Origin of the sequence: Nocardioides dongkuii (assembly GCF_014127485.1) — a bacterium.
In the GTDB taxonomy this organism is placed as follows: Bacteria; Actinomycetota; Actinomycetes; order Propionibacteriales; family Nocardioidaceae; genus Nocardioides; species Nocardioides dongkuii.
In genome coordinates this window covers 626,560-646,008 of the sequence record NZ_CP059903.1, presented here as the reverse complement: position 1 = coordinate 646,008, position 19,449 = coordinate 626,560, and the positions used below count along the sequence as shown (strand labels likewise).

The 19,449-nt window shown below is 73.7% G+C and carries 19 protein-coding genes; 5 read left to right on the top strand and 14 right to left on the bottom strand.

Translation table 11 applies throughout. The features are described from left to right. Positions 1-9: 9 nt before the first annotated feature. On the top strand, positions 10-1,374 hold the full coding sequence (locus H4O22_RS02980; protein ID WP_244963086.1) for an MFS transporter: 1,365 nt from the start codon (positions 10-12) through the stop codon (positions 1,372-1,374). A gap of 21 nt (positions 1,375-1,395) precedes the next feature. After that, on the top strand, positions 1,396-2,286 hold the full coding sequence (locus tag H4O22_RS02975) for a 1,4-dihydroxy-2-naphthoate polyprenyltransferase (RefSeq protein ID WP_182525601.1): 891 nt from the start codon (positions 1,396-1,398) through the stop codon (positions 2,284-2,286). A 22-nt stretch (positions 2,287-2,308) separates the two neighbouring features. Here the strand turns inward: H4O22_RS02975 and H4O22_RS02970 are convergent, their stop codons facing one another. After that, positions 2,309-2,569, bottom strand: coding sequence for a DUF4229 domain-containing protein (locus tag H4O22_RS02970; protein WP_182525600.1), 261 nt, complete (start codon positions 2,567-2,569; stop codon positions 2,309-2,311). 44 nt (positions 2,570-2,613) lie between these two features. On the opposite strand from H4O22_RS02970, the gene H4O22_RS02965 reads away from it, so the two are divergent. Next, positions 2,614-2,820 carry a hypothetical protein gene (locus H4O22_RS02965; RefSeq protein WP_220451269.1) on the top strand — a complete coding sequence of 69 codons (207 nt, stop codon included), beginning with the start codon at positions 2,614-2,616 and terminating at the stop codon, positions 2,818-2,820. A gap of 145 nt (positions 2,821-2,965) precedes the next feature. Here the strand turns inward: H4O22_RS02965 and ccsB are convergent, their stop codons facing one another. From ccsB to hemL, 6 genes are read right to left on the bottom strand one after another with little or no spacing between them, the layout of a single operon-like run. Beyond that, a complete protein-coding gene (ccsB, locus tag H4O22_RS02960; protein WP_182525599.1) occupies positions 2,966-3,991 on the bottom strand; it encodes a c-type cytochrome biogenesis protein CcsB in 1,026 nt (341 codons plus the stop codon). Beyond that, the gene (resB, locus tag H4O22_RS02955) at positions 3,988-5,619 is read right to left on the bottom strand and encodes a cytochrome c biogenesis protein ResB (protein ID WP_244963085.1); all 1,632 of its coding nucleotides are present in this window, start codon (positions 5,617-5,619) and stop codon (positions 3,988-3,990) included. The genes ccsB and resB overlap by 4 nt, the downstream gene beginning before the upstream one ends. Next, on the bottom strand, positions 5,616-6,371 hold the full coding sequence (locus tag H4O22_RS02950) for a cytochrome c biogenesis CcdA family protein (RefSeq protein WP_182525598.1): 756 nt from the start codon (positions 6,369-6,371) through the stop codon (positions 5,616-5,618). Before H4O22_RS02950 ends, resB begins: the two co-directional genes overlap by 4 nt. A 3-nt stretch (positions 6,372-6,374) precedes the next feature. Continuing rightward, complete coding sequence (locus H4O22_RS02945; protein ID WP_182525597.1) at positions 6,375-6,956, bottom strand: TlpA family protein disulfide reductase; 582 nt, start codon at positions 6,954-6,956, stop codon at positions 6,375-6,377. A gap of 1 nt (position 6,957) precedes the next feature. After that, on the bottom strand, positions 6,958-7,641 hold the full coding sequence (locus H4O22_RS02940; protein WP_182525596.1) for a histidine phosphatase family protein: 684 nt from the start codon (positions 7,639-7,641) through the stop codon (positions 6,958-6,960). After that, positions 7,638-8,978 carry a glutamate-1-semialdehyde 2,1-aminomutase gene (gene hemL, locus H4O22_RS02935; protein WP_182525595.1) on the bottom strand — a complete coding sequence of 447 codons (1,341 nt, stop codon included), beginning with the start codon at positions 8,976-8,978 and terminating at the stop codon, positions 7,638-7,640. Before hemL ends, H4O22_RS02940 begins: the two co-directional genes overlap by 4 nt. Positions 8,979-9,251: 273 nt before the next feature. On the opposite strand from hemL, the gene H4O22_RS02930 reads away from it, so the two are divergent. Then, a complete protein-coding gene (locus H4O22_RS02930) occupies positions 9,252-10,496 on the top strand; it encodes a lytic transglycosylase domain-containing protein (protein WP_182525594.1) in 1,245 nt (414 codons plus the stop codon). Position 10,497: 1 nt separating this feature from the next. Here H4O22_RS02930 and hemB read toward each other — a convergent pair whose 3' ends face one another. The 7 genes from hemB to H4O22_RS02895 form a co-directional block, all read right to left on the bottom strand. Beyond that, positions 10,498-11,493: a porphobilinogen synthase gene (gene hemB / locus H4O22_RS02925; protein WP_280530178.1), complete on the bottom strand. Its 996-nt coding sequence runs from the start codon at positions 11,491-11,493 to the stop codon at positions 10,498-10,500. Positions 11,494-11,760: 267 nt separating this feature from the next. Beyond that, entirely contained in the window at positions 11,761-13,419 is a 1,659-nt protein-coding gene (locus H4O22_RS02920) for a bifunctional uroporphyrinogen-III C-methyltransferase/uroporphyrinogen-III synthase (protein ID WP_182525593.1), read from the bottom strand. Further along, complete coding sequence (gene hemC / locus H4O22_RS02915) at positions 13,416-14,387, bottom strand: hydroxymethylbilane synthase (protein WP_280530177.1); 972 nt, start codon at positions 14,385-14,387, stop codon at positions 13,416-13,418. Before hemC ends, H4O22_RS02920 begins: the two co-directional genes overlap by 4 nt. Then, positions 14,384-15,685 (bottom strand): glutamyl-tRNA reductase, encoded by a 1,302-nt coding sequence (locus H4O22_RS02910; protein ID WP_182525592.1) that lies wholly within the window; start codon positions 15,683-15,685, stop codon positions 14,384-14,386. The genes hemC and H4O22_RS02910 overlap by 4 nt, the downstream gene beginning before the upstream one ends. Continuing rightward, a complete protein-coding gene (locus tag H4O22_RS02905) occupies positions 15,682-16,362 on the bottom strand; it encodes a redox-sensing transcriptional repressor Rex (RefSeq protein WP_182525591.1) in 681 nt (226 codons plus the stop codon). Before H4O22_RS02905 ends, H4O22_RS02910 begins: the two co-directional genes overlap by 4 nt. Before the next feature lie 243 nt (positions 16,363-16,605). Next, the gene (locus H4O22_RS02900) at positions 16,606-16,860 is read right to left on the bottom strand and encodes a glutaredoxin family protein (protein ID WP_182525590.1); all 255 of its coding nucleotides are present in this window, start codon (positions 16,858-16,860) and stop codon (positions 16,606-16,608) included. Next, positions 16,857-18,491, bottom strand: a complete 1,635-nt coding sequence (locus H4O22_RS02895) for a class I adenylate-forming enzyme family protein (protein ID WP_182525589.1) — start codon at positions 18,489-18,491, stop codon at positions 16,857-16,859. Before H4O22_RS02895 ends, H4O22_RS02900 begins: the two co-directional genes overlap by 4 nt. 67 nt (positions 18,492-18,558) lie before the next feature. Between H4O22_RS02895 and H4O22_RS02890 the strand changes: the two genes are divergently transcribed. Further along, positions 18,559-19,440: an HAD family hydrolase gene (locus H4O22_RS02890; protein WP_244963084.1), complete on the top strand. Its 882-nt coding sequence runs from the start codon at positions 18,559-18,561 to the stop codon at positions 19,438-19,440. Positions 19,441-19,449 lie beyond the last annotated feature (9 nt).

Sequence of the window (19,449 nt, the reverse complement as noted above, 5' to 3'; positions counted from 1 at the left end):
GATGCCGCGGTGCCGTCCCTCCTCGCCCGCGCGAAGCCCCCCTCCCCCCTCGCCGGCCGCCTCTCCGCACAGTCGATGCTCTTCGCCCTCGGCGAGGGCACGTTCATGGCCGGATCGGCGGTCTTCTTCACCCAGGTCGTCGGCCTGAGCGCGGCCCAGGTCGGCCTCGGACTCACCCTCGCCGGCGTCGCGGCGTTCATCACGGCCTACCCCCTGGGCCGGCTGGTGGACCGGATCGGCCCGAAGCGGGCGTGGGCGATCAGCGCGGTGGGACAGGCCTCGATGTTCGCGGTCTGGCCGTTCATCGAGAGCTTCGCCGGGTACGTCGCGATGGCCGTGGTGATGGAGGTCCTCGGTGCGCTGGGCGGCACCGCGCACGGCGCCTACACGATCGACGTGCTGCCGCCCCGGGAGCGGGTGACCTCCCGGGCCTACATGTACTCCGCGCTCAACGTCGGCTTCACCCTCGGCTCGCTCGTCGGCGGCATCGCGCTGGCGTTCGAGTCCCTGACGCTGATCCAGGTGGTGCCGCTGTTCACCGCCGCGGCCTTCCTCGTCAACGCCCTCTTCATCACCCGCCTGCCGAAGGCCCCGCACGACCTCCGGACCGCCGAGGAGCGCGCGGTCAAGGTCCCCGGCCCCGGGCCGATGCGCAACGCCGGCTGGCTGCTGTCGATGTTCTTCGCCGGCGTGCTCTGGACCAACCAGGTGATCCTCAACGTGGTCATCCCGCTGTGGCTGGTGGAGAAGACCGACTCCCCGTGGTCGGTGCTGGCGCTGCTCTTCGGCACCAACACCGTCATGTGCATCTTCCTGCCGATGCTCGCCGCCCGGGGCGTCAAGGACCGGAGCACCGCCCTGCGCGCGATCCGCGTCTCCACGGTCTTCTTCATCGTCTCCTGCGTCGTCACGCTCTCCACCCACGAGGCGGTCGGCTGGCTGACGATCGCGCTGTTCTTCCTCGGCCACGTCACCCTGACCGGCGCCGAGCTCTTCCTCTCCGCCGCCAGCTGGACCTTCGAGGCCGAGCTGATGGACCCGCGGCGGCGCGGCGAGTACCAGGGCGCCGCGGAGCTGAGCAGCACCCTGGGCCGGGTCTGGGCCCCCGCGGTGTACACGTTCCTGGCGATGAGCTGGGGCTCGGCCGGCTGGCTGGTCATCGCCGGCATCATCACCGTCGCCGCGGCCGGGCTGCACCCCGCGACCGCGATGGCGCGACGGTTCCTGGAGCGCCACGTGCCGGCTGACGTCCTCGCGGACGCCGCCGCGGGCGAGGACCCCGCGGACCAGGTCGCCCCGGTCGGGCCGCCCATCGTCACCCAGCCCGCCGAGCCGGGCGGGGTCGCACCGGGAGGCGTCACCCGGGTCCCCTGACCGGCCTGAGAGGATCCGCGGGTGACAGCTGCACGCGACTGGGTCGCCGGCGCCCGACCCCGCACCCTCCCCGCGGCGGTCTCGCCGGTCCTCGCCGGCACCGGCGTCGCGGCGTACGCCGGGGCCTGGGACGACGCCTCGGACGTGTGGTGGCGGGCGCTGCTCGCGCTCGTCGTCAGCCTGGCCCTGCAGGTCGGGGTGAACTACGCCAACGACTACTCCGACGGCGTCCGCGGCACCGACGACGCGCGGGTGGGCCCGATGCGGCTGGTCGGCTCCGGTGCGGCCACGCCGGGCGCGGTGAAGCGCGCCGCGTTCCTCGCCTTCGGCGTCGCGGCGGTCGCCGGGCTGGTCCTGGCCGCCACCACGGCGTGGTGGCTGCTCGCCGTCGGGGCGGTCTCGGTACTGGCGGCCTGGTACTACACCGGCGGCTCGCGCCCCTACGGCTACCTCGGCCTCGGCGAGGTCATGGTGTTCGTCTTCTTCGGGCTGGTCGCGGTCCTCGGCACGACGTACGTGCAGACCCAGACCTGGGAGCCCGCCGCGCTGTGGGCGGCGATCGGCGTCGGCGCGCTCGCCTGCGCGATCCTCGTGGTCAACAACCTGCGCGACATCCCCACCGACACCGCGGTCGGCAAGCGCACCCTCGCGGTCGTGCTGGGCGACCGCTCCACCCGGCTGCTGTACGCCGCGCTGGTCGCGACCGCCGCGGTGGCCGTCGTGGGCGTCGCGGCGGTGACGACCTGGTGCGTGCTGGTCGGGCTGCTCTTCCTCGTGCTCGCCGCGCCGGGCCTGCGCACGGTGCTGGGCGGCGCGACCGGCCCCGGGCTGATCCCGGTGCTGCAGCACACCGGCACCGCCGAGCTGGCCTGGGCCGCCCTGGTCGCGGGCGCGCTGGTCGTCTGCGGCTGACCCTCGACCGACCGGGGGCGGGTCAGTCCACGTCCTCCCTGGCCCGCTTCTCCTCGAAGCGGGCGGAGGCCCGCGCCGCCCGCTCCTCGACCCGCACGGCGAACGCGCGCCGCGGCCGCTCGAGCAGGAAGTAGGAGCCGACGCCGCTGACCAGGAACGCCACGATCACGCAGATCAGGATGTTCGCCTCGCCGGCGATCAGCAGCCAGGCCGAGAACACGATCGCGAACGCGCCGGCGAACAGCGCGAGGCGCAAGAGGGTGTAGATCCAGAACTCCTTCACCCGTCCAGGGTAGGTCGTCACCAGCGTGCCCCTACATTGGGAGGGTGCTGAAGTTCCTGCTGGTGATGGCGCTCTTCGCGCTCGTGACGTACCTCCTGGTGCGCGCGATCCAGCGCCGCGGGGTCCTGCCGGCGCCGCGACGACAGGCGCCGCGACCCCAGCCCCGGATCGTCGCCCCCGACGACGACGAGGAGTTCCTGCGCGACCTCGAGCGCAAGCGCCGCCACCCCGAGGACCCCGAGACCTCCTAGGCCGGCCGAGGTGACGTACGGCGTGGTCCTGGTCGCCGCGGCGGACCTCCCGGACCCCGACGCCCTCGACGCCGGGGTCGGCCCCGCCGTGGAGCGGGCCCGGGCGCGGCCCCCGGAGGCCCCAGGACGCCGCGCGGCTAGCTCCTCAGAGCCGGGTCGACTCCACGTGCGTCACGCCCGCGCCCTCGGCGTACGAGTGCTGGCTGGTCGAGGAGAAGAAGTTGATCCCGACGAAGTTGAACCACAAGGTGGCGAGACCGACGAGCGCCAGGATCGCGGCGTTGCGGCCCTTCCAGCCCGCGGTCGCGCGGGCGTGCAGGTAGCCGGCGTACACGACCCAGGTGATGAACGCCCAGACCTCCTTGGGGTCCCAGTTCCAGTACGACGCCCACGCCTGGTGCGCCCAGATCGGGCCGGTGATGAGGACCGCGAAGGTCCACACCGGGAACGCGAAGGCGTGCATCCGGTAGGAGACCCGGTCGAGGACGGCCGGTGCGGGGACGCGGGCCAGGTAGCCGCCGGAGGTGCCGCGGCGCTCGGCGCGCTCCTTGAGCAGGTAGAGCACCGAGCCGATGCCGCCGAGGGTGAACGCGCCGGTCGCGATGACGGCGGAGACGACGTGGATGACCAGCCAGGGCGAGTTCAGCGCCTCGGTGAGGGGCGCGACCTCCTCGTGCAGCCAGATCACGTCGACCATCAGCAGCACCAGGACCAGGCCGGTGACGATCGGGGCCATCCAGGCCAGCGAGAACCGGCGGTACAGCGCGAGGTAGAACGCCGCGAGGAAGAACGTCCCGGAGAGCGTGAACTCGTACATGTTGCCCCAGGGCACCCGGTTCGGGTCGGCGGCCATCCCGCGACCGACCAGCGCGACCAGGTGCACCGCGACGGCGATGATCGTCAGCAGCAGGCCCAGCCGGCCGAAGAGGTTCGTACGCCGCTCGGCGTCCTCGTCGATGTCGCCCTCGGCGTCGGGCCCGCGCTCGGCCACCGCGACGCCGCCGGCGCCACCGGCTCCGGAGCGCGCCGGGGCGGTGATCGAGCCGACCGAGACCGGCAGCTTGCGGAGCGCGGACCACTCCACCAGGTGGCTGAGCAGGGCCAGGAAGTAGACGACCCCGCAGACCGCCACGGCCTGGTTGCTCAGGGTCTCCCACGACGCGTCGCTCACGTGCTCTCCTCGTCTCGTGTGCTGCTCGAGGTGTCACCGCGCAGCGCGGCGACCACCTCGTCGATCTCGGTGGTGACGTCGCCGCCGCCGGAGCGGTCCAGCGCGGCCACCTCCACCAGTGTCCCCCCGTCGACCCGCCGGGCACGAACCCAGACCCGTCGCGGCCGGATGAACAGCGAGCCGAGCAGCCCGATGAGCGCGAGCACGACGCCGGCCAGCGCGACCAGCTTCCCGGGCGTGCGGCTGATCTGCAGCCGGTTCCACTCCTCGACGCCCTCGAAGGTGACGCTCCCGAGCCCGTCGGGCAGCTCGGCCGTCTCGCCCTCCTGGAGGTCCAGGCGCAGCGGCTTCCCGTCGGAGGTCATCACCTGCTCGGCGTTGTCCTTGTCCAGGACGTAGACCGACTGGGCGCCGCCGTCGAGGCCGAGGTCGCCGGCGTACACCAGCAGCGAGAGCAGCGGGTTGTTCAGCTCGCCCATCAGGTTGGCGGGGTCGCCCTCGACGTTGACGAACGTCGGGTAGAAGACGCCCTCGAGCCCGACCTGCACCGGGCGCGCGCCGGTCGCCTTGACCACGCCGAAGGAGAACAGGGTCTGGTCCTGCGGCAGGAACACCGTCGGGCCGGTGTAGGCGACCTCGCCCTCGCCGTCGCGGACGGTGATCACCGGCGCGTAGCCGTGGCCGATGAGGAACACCTCGGTGTCGCCGATGGCCAGCGGGTGGTTGACCCGCAGGTCGTAGCGCTGCTCCTCGGTCGCGTCGGCGCCGGTGCAGTCCTCCTGGTAGCGGGTGTCGGCGCTGAAGCCCTGGGACATCCCGGCGCGCGGCCCGTCCTTGAGCCACTCGACGTCGAAGTCGTCGACGGTGAAGCAGAACGGCTCCATGTCCTCGCCGGTGAACAGGTCGCCGGGGACGAAGTCGTCGTACTGGGTCAGGGTGTTCGAGAACGGCGTGCCGACGGGCAGGATGACGCCGCCCTTGTAGCCGAACAGGCCGCCGACGGCGAAGCCGACCAGCACCACGATCACCGAGAGGTGGAAGACCAGGTTGCCGACCTCGCGCAGGTAGCCGCGCTCGCTGCTGACCGCCGCGTCGCCGTCGTCGGGCGGGCGCACCCGGTAGCGCCGACCGCGCAGCACCTCGCGGGCGCGCGCCAGGACGGCGTCGGCGTCCTCGTCGGTGCGGTACGACGCGTGGTCCGGGAGCCGGGTCAGGTTGCGGGGGGCCCGGGGCGGCGGGGCCTTGATGGCGCGGAGGTAGACCAGGGTCCGCGGGATGATGCAGCCGATGAGGGAGATCATCAGCAGCACGTAGATCGCGGCGAACCACGGGGTGTCGTAGACGTCGAAGAGGCCGAGCCGCTCGTAGACCGGCGTCAGGTCGGGGTGCCGCTCCTGCCACTGGGTGGTCTTCAGCGCGTCGACCCCCTGCTGCGGGATCACCGACCCGGGCACGGCGGCGAGCGCCAGCACGAGCAGCAGGATCAGCGCGGTGCGCATCGAGGTCAGCTGGCGCCAGGTCCAGCGCAGCAGCTCGCCGACCGTGAGCTCGCCCCCCTGCCGGGACTCCTGCCGGGACTCCTGCTGGGGCTCCTGCTGGGGCTCCTGCGGGGACAGATCGGTGCTCACACGCCCACCTCGAAGTCGCTGACCAGGTGCAGCTGCAGCCAGGTGACGGCATGGTCCCACCAGCCGGTGACCAGCAGCACGCCGACGATCACCAGCATCAGGCCGCCGGCGCGGGTGACCCACTGCTGGTGGCGGCGGACGAACCCGAGCGCGCCGAGGGCCCGCTGCCAGAAGAGCCCAGCCAGGATGAAGGGCAGGCCCAGCCCGAGGGCGTAGAAGGCCATCAGCAGCCCGCCCCGCGCGGCGGTGCCCTCGGCGTACGCCAGCGTGGTGATCACCCCCAGCGTGGGGCCGATGCACGGCTGCCAGCCGAGCCCGAACAGGAACCCGAGCACCGGGGCCGCCGCGAGCCCGACCGCCGGGACCCGGTGGAAGCGCAGGTCGCGCTGGAGCAGCGGGACCAGGCCGATGAAGACCAGGCCCATGACGATCGCCAGGACGCCGAGCACGACGTTCAGGGTCTGGGTGTTGACCACCAGCCAGGTGGCCAGCGACCCGCTCGCGACGCCCAGCAGCACGAACACCACGCCGAAGCCGAGGACGAACAGCACCGAGCCGGCGACCATCCGGCCGCGCTTGACCTCGCCGGTGGCCAGGTCGGCGCCGGAGAGGCCGGTGGCGTAGGAGAAGTACGCCGGGAGCAGCGGGATCACGCACGGCGAGAAGAACGAGACGAGGCCCGCGAGCAGGGCCACGGGGATCGCGAGCACCAGCGAGCCCGAGCCGGCCGTCTGGCCGAACCAGTCACCCATCGCTCACGCGTCCTCGGCGAGGACGTCCTCGACCACCTGGACCAGCGTGAGCGTCGAGGGGACCGGCCCGTTCACCACGGCCGCCACCCGGCCGTCCTGGTCGAGCACGACGGTGGTGGGGGTCGCCTTGGGGCTGAAGACGCCGGTGAAGGCGAGCAGCACGGCGGGGTCCGACGAAGCGTCCACCGACGGGTACTCCACGTCGTAGCGCCGCTCGAAGGACCGCGCCGCCTCCCGGCTGGGGTCGCGGGTGTTGATGCCGAGGAACCTCGCCCGGTCGCCGAGCTCCTCGGCCGCCCCGACCAGGTCGGGCATCTCGCCGTGGCAGGCCCCGCACCAGGCGCCCCAGGTGTTCATCACGACGACCTCGCCGCGCAGGTCCGCGAGGTCGACCGGCTCGCCGTCCAGGGTCTCCCCCGTCAGCTCGATCGGGTCGGCCCGGTCGCCGGGGTCGATCTGGGTGACCCGCCCGTCGCCCTCGATGTAGCCGCCGTCGCCCGTGCCCTCCAGGGAGGAGCAGGCCGCGGTGGCCGTGAGCAGGGCACCGGTGAGCAGGGCGCCGGCGACGGCGCGGAGGCGGGTCATCTCAGGGACGCTCCTCCTCGGGAGCCCCGCCGGCCGAGAACGGCGCACGCTTGTCGCCCGCGGGGATCAGGTCGCCCGCCGGCTCGGAGTAGGACACCTGGGCCAGCCGGTCGCCGACGAAGTGCAGGGAGGTCAGCGAGCACAGGGTGCACTGGCGGCTGCGGGGGTCGTGCAGGAACGAGCGGCCCTCGACGTGCAGCCGGGTCGTCCAGATCGGCAGCTGGTGGGAGACCACCACCGCCTCGTGGCCGACGGCGGCGGCGCGGGCGTCCTCCACGGCGGCCATCATCCGGGCCACGATCTGCTTGTACGGCTCGCCCCACGACGGGCCGAGCGGGTTGCGCAGGTGCCACCACAGCCGGGGCCGCTTGACCAGCGTCATCGCGCCCTCGCCGAAGCTCATCCCCTCGAAGACCGTGGTCGACTCGATGACCCGCTCGTCGGTGACGATCTCGAGCCCGCGCCGCGCGGCCAGCGGCCGGCCGGTCTCCTGCGCGCGCTCGAGCGGCGAGGAGACGATGTGGGTGATGTCGCGGTCCCCGATCGTCGCAGCGACCCGCTCGGCCATCTGGTTGCCCAGCTTGGAGAGGTGGAAGCCGTCCCGGCGGCCGTAGAGCACGCCGCCGGGGTTGTACACCTCCCCGTGGCGCAGCAGGTGGACGATCGTGTCGGGGGTGGCGCTCATCGCGGCTCCTCGGGGCTGTCCAGGACGGCCGCCGCGGCCAGCGCGGCGGTGGGCAGGGCGTCCAGCACGGTCGAGACCGCGCGGTCGTCGTGGGCGCTGGAGAGGAACCACGCCTCGTACGCCGACGGCGGCAGGTAGACCCCCGCGTCGAGCATGGCGTGGAAGAACGCGGCGTACGCCGGGCTGCTCGTGCGCGAGGCGTCCTCGAAGTCGCGGACCGGCCCCTCGGTGAGGAACACCGAGAACATCGTGCCCGTGGACTGCACCACGTGCGGGACGCCGGCGGCGGTGAGCGCCTCGGCGGCAGCGGCCTTGATCGTCTCGGCGGCGCCGCCGATGTGCTCGTACACCTCGTCGGTGGCCAGGCGCAGCGTGGCGAGGCCGGCGGTGGTCGCAACCGGGTTCCCCGAGAGCGTGCCGGCCTGGTAGACCGGCCCCTCCGGGGAGAGGTGCGCCATCACGTCGGCGCGCCCGCCGAACGCGGCAGCCGGGAAGCCGCCGCCCATCACCTTGCCGAAGGTGACCAGGTCGGGCCGCCAGCCCTCGACGGCGCCGTCGAGGCCCCACTGGCCCTGCTTCGAGGCGCGGAAGCCGGTCATCACCTCGTCGCTGACGAACAGCGCGCCGTGCCGGGCGCAGGTCTCGGCGAGGAAGCCGTTGAACCCGGGCTCCGGCGGCACCACACCCATGTTGCCGGGGGCGGCCTCGGTGATCAGGCAGGCGATCCGGTCGCCGTGCTCGGCGAACACCTTCTCGACGGCCGCCCGGTCGTTGTAGGGCAGCACCAGCGTGAGCTCGGTCGACGAGACGGGGACGCCGGGCGTGCCGGGCACCGCGAACGTCGCGAGCCCGGAGCCGGCCGAGGCCAGCAGCGCGTCGACGTGGCCGTGGTAGCAACCGGCGAACTTCACGACCACGTCGCGGCCGGTGAAGCCGCGGGCGAGCCGGATCGCCGACATCGTCGCCTCGGTGCCGGAGGAGACGAACCGCACCCGCTCGACCGAGGTCCGCGCCACGATCTCCTCGGCCAGCTCGACCTCGGGCACGGTCGGGGTGCCGTACGACGTGCCGCGGGCGACCGCGGCCTGCACGGCCGCCTGGACCTCGGGGTGCGCGTGACCGAGCAGCATCGGGCCCCACGAGCAGATGAGGTCGACGTACTCGTGGCCGTCGACGTCGGTGAGCCACGCCCCCGCCGCCGAGCGGATGAAGCGCGGCGTGCCGCCGACCGCGTTGAAGGCGCGCACGGGTGAGTTCACACCGCCCGGGGTGACCGCTCGGGCGCGTGCGAACAGGTCCTGCGAGGCAGGCGTGGGACGGGGGCTCGCGTCAGGCATCGCCTCATTCTCGCCCAGCCCCCCAACCCGCTGCAGCCCAGGGCGACGCCTCTCCCCTCCGGGAGTGGCCCGGCCCACGTCGGATCCCCCTGTTTCGCCCCAGGTGTCATGGGGCACCATGGGTGACGTCGATCACCCGGAGCATCTCGGGAGCCGGTCCGATCGGCCGAATCGTTTTCCTGCGTAACCTCGCCGTGACACGATTCGTTAAGAACGTCACACGTGCCGCGGGAGGGCACGGACGTATTCGTTGCGAAGCCGGGAGAGAACCGAATGTCCAAGCGACTCGGACGCGCACAGCGCGCGACGGCCCTGGTGCCCCTCGCCCTGCTGTCCGCTGCCTGGACCGCCAACCTGGCCGGCGTGGGCGCCGGCTCGGCGACCGCCACCGGCAGCAACGCGCCGTCCTCGGTGACCAGCCTGCCCGACGGGACCACGGTCCCGACCGAGGCGATCGACGCCCCGGCCAGCGTGTCCTCGCCCGACGGCGTCGCCCCCGGCATCGGGTCCGGCGGCGCGGCCCAGGCGGTGTCCACGGCCTCCACCGCCGCCATCCCCTCGGCCGCGCTCGCGGCCTACCAGCGCGCCGAGACCGTCATCAACGCGGCCGACAAGTCCTGCAACGTCTCCTGGCAGCTCGTCGCCGCCGTCGGCCGCGTCGAGTCCGACCACGGCCGCTACGCCGGCAACACCCTCGACGACCAGGGCGTCGCGACCCCCGGGATCTACGGCATCGCCCTCGACGGCAGCCGCAACACCCAGGCCATCCGCGACACCGACGCCGGCCAGTTCGACAACGACGTGAAGTGGGACCGCGCGGTCGGCCCGATGCAGTTCATCCCCTCGACCTGGTCGGTCGTCGGCGTGGACGCCGACGGCGACGACGCCCGCAACCCCCAGGACATCGACGACGCGGCGCTCGCCTCGGCGGTCTACCTCTGCTCCGGCGACGACGACCTCTCGACCGTCGCCGGCCAGCGCGCCGCGGTCTACCGCTACAACCACAGCCAGTCCTACGTCGACCTGGTGCTCTCGATCATGAACGCCTACCTCGACGGCGAGTACACCTCGGTGCCCAACGGCACCACCGCCGCCGGCTACATCGTCCCCGACCCCGGCTACACTCCGCCGCCGTCGAGCACCAAGCCCCCGCAGGGCACCGGCAACCAGGGCACCATCGCGCCGACGCCGTCCACCCCGTCCTCGCCCCAGGAGCCGACCACCCCGACCCAGCCGGGAGCCACGCAGCCGCCCGCGCCGGGCACGCCCGGCACGCCGGGTGGTGAGGGCGGCAACGGCGGCACCAAGCCGCCGAAGCTGCCCGACGTGAAGCTGCCGCCGCTGCCCGAGCCGGTCGAGCAGACCCTCACCTACGCCCAGGCCGTCACCCAGTGCGCGCTCGACTACGGCCTCAAGCTCGACCTCAGCGGCGCGCTCGACGTGGTCGTCAAGCTGATCACCAACCTGATCGGCGCGTCGGCGCTGAACGCCTGCGTCGACAAGTACATGAACCCCTGAGTCAGCGGGCGAGCAGCCGGGCCACCTCGGTGGCCCAGTAGGTCAGCACCACGTCGGCGCCGGCGCGCCGGATCGAGGTGAGCGACTCCAGGATCGCCGGCTCGCGGTCGATCCAGCCGTTCGCGGCGGCGGCCTCGAGCATCGCGTACTCGCCGGAGACCTGGTACGCCGCGACCGGGACGTCGACCGCGTCGCGGACCCGGCGGACGACGTCGAGGTAGGCCATCGCCGGCTTGACCATCACCAGGTCGGCGCCCTCCGCGACGTCGAGGAGCGCCTCGCGGACGCCCTCGCGGGCGTTGGCCGCGTCCTGCTGGTAGGTGCGGCGGTCCCCCTGGAGCGAGGAGCCGACCGCCTCGCGGAACGGGCCGAAGAAGGCGGAGGCGTACTTCGCGGAGTACGCCAGCACCGAGACGTCCTGGTACTCGGCCGCGTCCAGCGCCGCGCGGACCACGGCGACCTGGCCGTCCATCATCCCGCTGGGGCCGACCATGTCGACACCGGCGTGGGCCTGGGCGCGCGCCATCGCGGCGTACGCCGCGAGCGTGCGGTCGTTGTCGACCTGCCCGTCGGGGGTCAGCACGCCGCAGTGCCCGTGGTCGGTGAACTCGTCGAGGCACAGGTCGCTCATCACCGTCAGCGCGTCGCCGACCTCGGCGACCACGTCGGTGATCGCGAGGTTGAGGATGCCCTGCGGGTCGATCGCCCCGGAGCCCTCGGCGTCCTTGGTGGCCGGGACGCCGAAGAGCATCACGCCGCCCAGGCCGAGCTCGGCGGCCTCGGTGACCGCGGCCCGCAGGCTGGAGCGGGTGTGCTGGAGGACGCCGGGCATCGAGGAGATCGCGACCGGCTCGCTGATGTCCTCGCGGACGAACAGCGGCAGCACCAGCTGGCGCGCCTCGACCGACGTCTCCGCCACCATCCGGCGCAGCGCCGGCGTCGTGCGCAGCCGCCGCGGCCGGATCGTCGGGCCGGTCACCTCGGGGTTGGTCTCCACGTCGTCCTGCCTCTCCTCGTGCCCTCGTTGGTCGAGTGCTCTCGGTGGTCGAGCGGCCCCCCTCGTTGGTCGAGTAGCGAGCGCTAGCGAGCGTATCGAGACCCCCCGACTCGTCGAGACCCTCGAGACCTCGCCCGCTTCTACCCCGGACCGAAACCTCGGCTCTTCCCTACGCTTCTGCCTTCACCCAGGTCTCGATACGCGCCCTCGTTCCTCGGGCGCTACTCGACCTCCTCGCCTTCGTTCGGAGCGCGCTGCGCGCGCTCCTCACTCGGCTCGGACCTTCCTCGACCTGGTGGAGGGCTTGCGCTCCGACGGGCGGGTGACCGGCGTGCCGGCCTCGACCATCGCGGCGCGGCGGCTGGCGCCGAAGTCCGCCAGGGCGTCGACGAGCTGCTCGACGTCCGGCGCGGGGGCCAGGACGTCGACCCGCAGGCCGTGCTCCTCGGCGGTCTTCGCGGTCGCGGGGCCGATCACGGCGATCACCGTCGACGGGTGCGGCTTGCCGGCGATGCCGACCAGGTTGCGCACCGTCGAGGACGAGGTGAACACGACCGCGTCGAACTTGCCCGACTTGATCGCGTCGCGGGTGGGCGCGGGCGGCGGGGTGGCGCGCACGGTGCGGTACGCCGTGACGTCGTCGCACTCCCAGCCGAGGTCGACCAGGCCGGCGACCAGGTTCTCGGTGGCGATGTCGGCGCGCGGGAGGAAGACCCGGTTGATCGGGTCGAGCACCTCGTCGTACTCCGGCCAGTCCTCCAGGAGCCCGGCGGCGGACTGCTCGCCCGAGGGCACCAGGTCCGCGCGCAGGCCCCAGGCGGCGATGGCCTGGGCGGTCTTGTCGCCCACCGCGGCGATCTTGAGCCCGGAGAACGCCCGCGCGTCGAGGCCGTACTCCTCGAACTTCTCGCGCACGGCGCGGACGGCGTTCACCGAGGTGAAGGCGATCCACTCGTAGCGGCCCTCGACGAGGCCGCGGACGGCCTTGTCCATCTGCTGGGGGTTGCGGGGCGGCTCGACGGAGATGGTCGGCACCTCCTCGGGCACGGCGCCGTAGCCGCGCAGCCGGGTGACGACCGGGCCGGCCTGGTCCTTGGTGCGGGGCACCAGGACCCGCCAGCCGAACAGCGGCTTGGTCTCGAACCAGGAGAGCGTCTCGCGCAGGTCGACGACCTTGCCCACGACGGTGACCGCCGGGGGCGTCATCCGCGCGGCGCGCGCGTCGGCGGCGATGTGCTCGAGGGTGGAGGTGACCGTGCTCTGCATCGTGGTCGTGCCGACCCGCGTCATCGCGACGGGGGTCTGGGCCGAGCGGCCGGCGGCGACGAGCGCCTGCGCGACGTCGGCGATCTGGCCGACGGCCGAGAGCAGCACCAGGGTGCGGTCGTCGGCGTACTGGCTCCAGTCGACCTTCTCGCCGCAGGTCACGACGGCGACCTCGCGGTGGTCCTTGGTGGTGAGCGGGATGCCGGCGTACGCCGGGACCGCGCTGACCGAGGAGACGCCGGGGACGATCTCGAAGCCGATGTCGGCCTTGACGCAGGCCTGGGCCTCCTCGGGACCGGACGCGTAGAGGAACGGGTCGCCGGTCATCAGCCGGACGACGCGCAGCCCGCGCTTCGCCTGCTTGACGACGACCTTCGCGCGGGCCGCGTGGGTCAGCGGCTGGCCGTCCTCGCCGAACCCGCCGTCCACGAGCTCGGGGCCGGGCACGGGGGCGTCCTCGGGGAGGTCGGCGGGGTCGGGCAGCCCGAGCACCGTGCGCACGAGCGCGCCGTGCTCCGGTGCCTCGGTGACGACGACGTCCGCCTGCTCGAGCAGCTCGACGGCGCGGACCGTGAGCAGGTCCGGGTCGCCGGGTCCGCTGCCCACGAAGGACACCCACCCGTGGTTCGGGGTGGCGGTGGTGATCTTGCCTCGGGTCATGCGTTGCGCACCTGTTCTGAATCGTCGTGCTGCTGGGAGTCCAGTTGTCCGGCGCCGTCGGCGAGCATCTCGCCGGCCAGCCGGGTGCCGACGCCGGCGGCGTCGGCGGGGTCCCCGGATGCGGACTTCCGCACCGAGAGGGCCCCGTCGAGTGAGAGCGCCACGGCTCGCACCCAGAGCTCGTCGCCGTCCTCGCCCTCGACGACCTCCGCGAGGGCGCCGATCGGGGCGGAGCAGCCGCCCTCGAGGGTGGCGAGCACGGCGCGCTCGGCCTCGACCGCGGCACGGGCCCGCGGGTCGTCGAGCGTGGCCAGCGCGGTGACGAGCTCGTCGTCCTCGCGGCACTCCACGCCCAGGGCGCCCTGGCCGGGAGCGGGGAGGACCTGGATCGGGTCGAGCACCTCGGTCGCCTCCTCCAGCCGGTCGAGCCGGGCCAACCCGGCACGAGCCAGTACGACGGCGTCGTACTCGCCCGAGCGGACCTTGCCGATCCGGGTGTCGACGTTGCCACGGACGCCGACCACGTCCAAACCGAGGCCGAGGGCGTGCAGCTGTGCGGCCCGCCGCGGCGAGCCGGTGCCGACCCGGGAGCCGACCGGCAGCTCGCCGAGGGTGAGGCCGTCGCGGGCGACGACCACGTCGCGCGGGTCCTCGCGTCCGGGCACCGCCACGAGGCGGATCCCGGGGGCGGGGTAGGTGGGGAGGTCCTTGAGGGAGTGCACCGCGACGTCGACGTCGCCGCGCAGCAGGGCGTCGCGCAGCGCGCCGACGAAGACCCCGGTGCCGCCGTACGTCGCCAGCGGGACGCCGGAGGCCTGGGTGCGGTCGCCGTCGGTCGCGATCTCGACCAGGACGGCGTCGCGGCCGAGGCGCTCGCGGATCATGGCCGCGACGGTGCCGGACTGGGTGGTGGCGAGCAGCGAGGCGCGGGTGCCGACCCGCACCGGCCCGCGGACGGCGGCGCTCACTCGAGCCCCTCCGCCCGGGTCACGGCGTCCACGGCCTCGGGGTCGAGCGCGAACAGCTCGGCGAGCGCGGCGGCGTAGGAGATCGCACCGGTCTCGTTGGCGAGCTCCTTGACGCGCACCGTCGGCTCGTGGAGCAGCTTGTCGGCCACCCGGCGCACGGTGTGCAGGACCTCGGCGCGCGCGGCGTCGTCGAGCCCGGGCAGCCGGTGGTCGAGCCGCTCCATCTCGGCGTCGACGACGGAGGTGGCCATCGAGCGCAGCGCCACCACGGTCGGCGTCACGCTGGCCTGGCGGCGGGCGTTGAGGAACGCGCTGACCTCCTGGCCGACGATCCGGCGGACCTGGGCGACCTCGTCGCCGACGGCGCCGTCGGAGTCGGCGTGCAGCTCCTCGGCCAGCGCCGCGAGACCCACCAGGAACACGCCCGGCAGGTCGCCCACGGCGGGCTCGACGTCGTGCGGCAGGGCGAGGTCGATGACGGCCAGCGGCCGGCCGTCGCCCCGGGCGTCCTGCACCATCTCGCGGGTGACCAGCACGCCGGTGGACCCGGTGCAGCTGATCACGAGGTCGGCGCGGCCGAGCTCGGCCTGCAGGTCGGAGAGCGGCACCGGGCGGGCGGCGTACTCGCGGGCGAGCCGGTCGGCGCGCTCGCGGCTGCGGTTGGCGACCACGACCTCGGCGGCACCGAGGCGGGCGACGGTCGCGGTGGCCAGGCCGGCCATCGCGCCGGCGCCGACGACCAGGACCCGCTTGCCGGCGACCTCGCCGACGTGCCGCTCGGCGCGCTCGAGGGCGGCGGTGACCAGGGAGGGTGCGGCGCGGTCGATGTCGGTCTCGGCGCGGGAGCGCTTGCCGACGCGGAGCGCCTGCTGGAAGAGCACGTTCAGGGCGGGCCCGACGGTGCCGAGCTCCTGGCCGACCCGGAGCGCCTCACGGGTCTGGCCGAGGATCTGGCCCTCGCCGACCGCCATCGAGTCGAGCCCGGCCGCCACCTGGAAGAGGTGGGAGACCGCGCCGTCGTCGTAGTGGACGTAGAGGTGCGGGAGCATCTGCTCGGTGGCGCGCTCCGCGCGGTCCACGAGCATCCGGGAGAGCTCCTCGACCGAGCCGTGGAAGCGGTCGACGTCGGTGTAGATCTCCAACCGGTTGCAGGTGGAGATGACGGTGGCCTCGACGACGTGCGGGCAGGCCGCGACGTCCTCGATCAGCTTGCTCACCCCGTCGCCGTCGAGCGCGACCCGCTCGAGCAGCGAGACCGGGGCGGAGTTGTGGGAGATGCCCACGACGAGCACGCTCATGCCGTCACCTCCCGGGTCGTCTGGTCGCCGTGCTTGCGCTGCTCGTGGTAGGCGAGGATCTGCAGCTCGATGGAGAGGTCGACCTTGCGGACGTCGACCCCGGCCGGCACCGAGAGCACGGTGGCGGCGAAGTTGAGGATGCTGGTGATGCCGGCCGCGACCATCCGCTCGGCGACGTCCTGCGCGGCCAGGGACGGCGTGGCGATCACGCCGATCGCGACGCCGTGCTCGCGCACGATCCGCTCGAGGTCGTCGAAGGGGCGTACGTCGATGCCCGCGACCACCTCGCCGGTGCGCGAGGCGTCGGCGTCGAGCAGCGCGACGGTGCGGAACCCCCGGCTGCGGAAGCCCGAGTAGTTCGCGAGCGCGTGGCCGAGGTTGCCGATGCCGACGATGACGACCGGCCAGTCCTGGGTCACGCCGATCTCGCGGGCGATCTGGTAGCGCAGGTAGTCGACGTCGTACCCGACCCCGCGGGTGCCGTAGCTGCCGAGGTAGGAGAGGTCCTTGCGGAGCTTGGCGCTGTTCACGCCGGCGGCGGCCGCGAGGTCCTCGCTCGAGCAGGTCGAGGTGCCCGCCTCGGAGAGCCCCGTCAGGGCTCTGAGGTAGACGGGTAGCCGCGCGACGGTGGCCTCGGGGATGTCCCGGGCGGCCTCGCTGGGAGTCCGTGCGGTCACGAGCGTCTTCTCTCCATGCCACGGGGGCAAGTAGCTGCCGGGGACGGGGGCCGAGCGGCCCGGGTTCGTCGACGACGCGTTCACTCTAGGAGTTTGTGAACGCGAGAACAAACCCGCGACAGGGCCCCTCACCACGGCTAAGACGGCTCTGAGGCCGCGCCGCGACGGGGTCGGGAGGGGTTCACGCACCTAGCGGGCTAGCACATGTGAGAAGTACCACCCACACGGGGGTCGGTGGTCCGGTCAGGGCCGGGGGCGGGTCAGCGCCGCGCGCAGGCGGGTCTCGTCGACCCGCCAGAAGTCGTGCTGCCGGCCGTCGACCAGGGTCACCGGGATCTCCTCGGCGTACCGCTCGAGCAGGGCGGGGTCGTCGAGGATCGAGACCTCGGCGTACTCCTCCCCCAGGTCGGCGCAGACCCGGGCGACCACGGCCCGGGCGTCGTCGCAGAGGTGGCAGCCCGGACGGGAGTAGAGCAGCACCCGCGGCTCCCCGGTCACTCCAGCAACCCCAGCGACCGGCGCCGCTCCAGCCCGCGCAGCCGGCCCTTCTGCACCTTGCCGGTGACCGTCAGCGGGAGCTCCGCGACGACCTCGATCCGCTGCGGCTGCTTGAAGCCGGCGAGCCGCTCCGCGCAGCGCTGGCGGACGGCGGCGACCAGCGCGTCGGGGTCCGCGGCGCCCGGGGCGACGACGTAGACGACGACGGCCTCGCCGCTCGCCTCGTCGGGGACGCCGATCACGGCCGCCTCGTCCACCCCCTCGACCTCGCGGACGACCCGCTCGACCTCGACGGGGTAGACGTTGAAGCCGGAGACGATCACCAGGTCCTGGACCCGGTCGACGAGGAACAGGTCGCCGTCGGCGTCGAGGAACCCGACGTCACCGGTGGACCACCAGCCCTCGGCGTCCGGCCCGTCCGCGCCGTCGGGCCAGTAGCCGCTGAACAGGTTGGGGCCGCGCACCTGGACCTCGCCGGGGTCCTCGCCCTCCGGGGCGCGGCCGGCGTCGTCGACCAGCCGCAGCGAGACCCCCGGCAGCGCGGCGCCCACCGAGCCCGGCTTGGGCCGCACGCTGCACAGCGTGCTGGTCACCACCGGGGCGGCCTCGGTCAGGCCGTAGCCCTGGTGGACCGGGATCCCGGTGCGGGCGGTGAACTCCTCGATGACCTCGGCCGAGAGCGGCGCGGAGCCGGACAGGATCAGCCGGACCGGGCCGAGCCGGTCGTCGAGCTGGACCTCGGCGCCCCAGTGGGCGAAGACCGGCGGCGCCACCGGGACGACGCTGCAGGCCTCGTCGTCGATGATGTCGAGCGTGCCCTGCGGGTCGAACCGGTCGACCAGGACGAGCTTGGCGCGGTGCCGGACGGCGCCCCCGAGCACGGCGTTCAGCCCGTAGACGTGGAAGAGCGGCAGCACCCCGAGCACCACGTCGTCGCCGTGCATCATCGGCGGCTGGACCCGGGCGACCTGGTCGATGTTGGCCAGCAGCGCGCGGTGGGTGAGCATCGCGGCGCGCGGGCGGCCCGACGTACCGCTGGTGTAGAGGAGGCAGGCGAGCTTCTCCGGGTCCTGCAGGGGAGGTACGGCGCGCCCGGTGCCGGCGCGCAGGTGGTCGTAGGAGCGCTCGCCGGGCAGCAGCGTCGCCCCGGCGACGACGACGCGCGGGGTGGCGGCGCGGACCAGCAGGTCGCCGTCGATCTCGGTCGGGCGGCCGGCCGCGTGGTCCTCGAGCGCCTGCTCGAGCAGGGCGACGCCCTCGCGCACCCGGCGCACCGTGTCGGCGTCGGTGACCACCATCCGCGCGCCGGAGTCGGCGATCATCCGGGCGAGCTCGCCGGGCGCGGCCTGCGGGTTGACCGGGACGGCGACGGCCTGCGCGCGGAGCGTGCCGAGGTACGTCGCGACGAACTCGAGGCGGTTGCCGGCGGCCAGCATCACCCGCTGCCCCGCGACGATGCCGGCCGCGCCGAGGCCGGTCGCGATCCGGCCCACCTCGTCGTCGAGCTGGGCCCAGGTCAGGCAGCGCCCGCCGGCCTCCACCAGCGCGAGCTTGTCGGGGTTCTCGGCGGCGGCCGCGGCGACCAGGTCGGCGACGTCGCGGACGTCGTGGACCTCGGCGGAGGCGAGCATGGGCAGATACTTCCACACGCTTCGCCGACGCGCGCCGGAGTCGGCCGGCCGGCACTACCCTGGCCCGGTGACCCCGCCCGCGGAACGGCGACGCCTCCCGAACCTCCAGCAGCGCTCGACCCTGGCGGGCGAGGCCGCCGCCGCGATCGCCGAGGTCGAGACCGCGCTGACCACCCCCGCCGACGTCACCTCGGCGGCGTTCTTCGACGTCGACAACACCGTGATGCAGGGCGCGAGCATCTTCCACTTCGCCCGCGGGCTGCACCGGCGCAAGTTCTTCACCACCCGCGAGATCGCCGGCGCCGCGTGGAAGCAGGCCTACTTCCGGATGGTCGGGGTCGAGGACCCCGACCACGTCGCCGACGCCCGCACCTCCGCGCTCTCCTTCATCGCCGGCCACACCGTGCGCGAGCTCGAGGAGCTCGCCGAGGAGATCTTCGACGAGGCGATGGCGCACCGGATCTGGCCCGGCACCCGCGCCCTGGCCCAGATGCACCTCGACCAGGGCCAGCGGGTCTGGCTGGTCACCGCGGCCCCCGTGGAGATCGCCCGGATCATCGCCCGGCGGCTCGGGCTGACCGGCGCGATGGGCACGGTCGCCGAGCACGTGGACGGCGTCTACACCGGCCGGCTGGTCGGCGACATGCTGCACGGCCCCGCGAAGGCGGTGGCGGTGGGCGCGCTGGCGGCGCGCGAGGACCTCGACCTGCAGGCCTGCTCGGCGTACTCCGACTCCTTCAACGACCTCCCCATGCTGGCGATGGTCGGCGACCCCTGTGCGATCAACCCGGACGCCCGGCTGCGTGCCCACGCCCGGGCGCAGGGCTGGCGAGTGCGCGACTACCGCACCGGCCGCAAGGCGGCGCGCGCCGGTCTGCTGGCCGGGGCGGTCACCGGCGCGACGAGCGGCGCGATCGCCGCCGGGCTCGCCGTCCGACGCCGGCGCTGAGGGGCCCAG

What these genes read in the sequence shown, in the direction of transcription:
- H4O22_RS02950 (WP_182525598.1), bottom strand. Translation starts at nt 6,371, where the DNA reads ATGGGTGACTGGTTCGGCCAGACGGCCGGCTCGGGCTCGCTGGTGCTC.
- H4O22_RS02945 (WP_182525597.1), bottom strand. Translation starts at nt 6,956, where the DNA reads ATGACCCGCCTCCGCGCCGTCGCCGGCGCCCTGCTCACCGGTGCCCTG.
- H4O22_RS02930 (WP_182525594.1), top strand. Translation starts at nt 9,252, where the DNA reads ATGTCCAAGCGACTCGGACGCGCACAGCGCGCGACGGCCCTGGTGCCC.
- hemL (WP_182525595.1), bottom strand. Translation starts at nt 8,978, where the DNA reads ATGCCTGACGCGAGCCCCCGTCCCACGCCTGCCTCGCAGGACCTGTTC.
- H4O22_RS02895 (WP_182525589.1), bottom strand. Translation starts at nt 18,491, where the DNA reads ATGCTCGCCTCCGCCGAGGTCCACGACGTCCGCGACGTCGCCGACCTG.
- H4O22_RS02920 (WP_182525593.1), bottom strand. Translation starts at nt 13,419, where the DNA reads ATGACCCGAGGCAAGATCACCACCGCCACCCCGAACCACGGGTGGGTG.
- H4O22_RS02910 (WP_182525592.1), bottom strand. Translation starts at nt 15,685, where the DNA reads ATGAGCGTGCTCGTCGTGGGCATCTCCCACAACTCCGCCCCGGTCTCG.
- H4O22_RS02940 (WP_182525596.1), bottom strand. Translation starts at nt 7,641, where the DNA reads ATGAGCGCCACCCCCGACACGATCGTCCACCTGCTGCGCCACGGGGAG.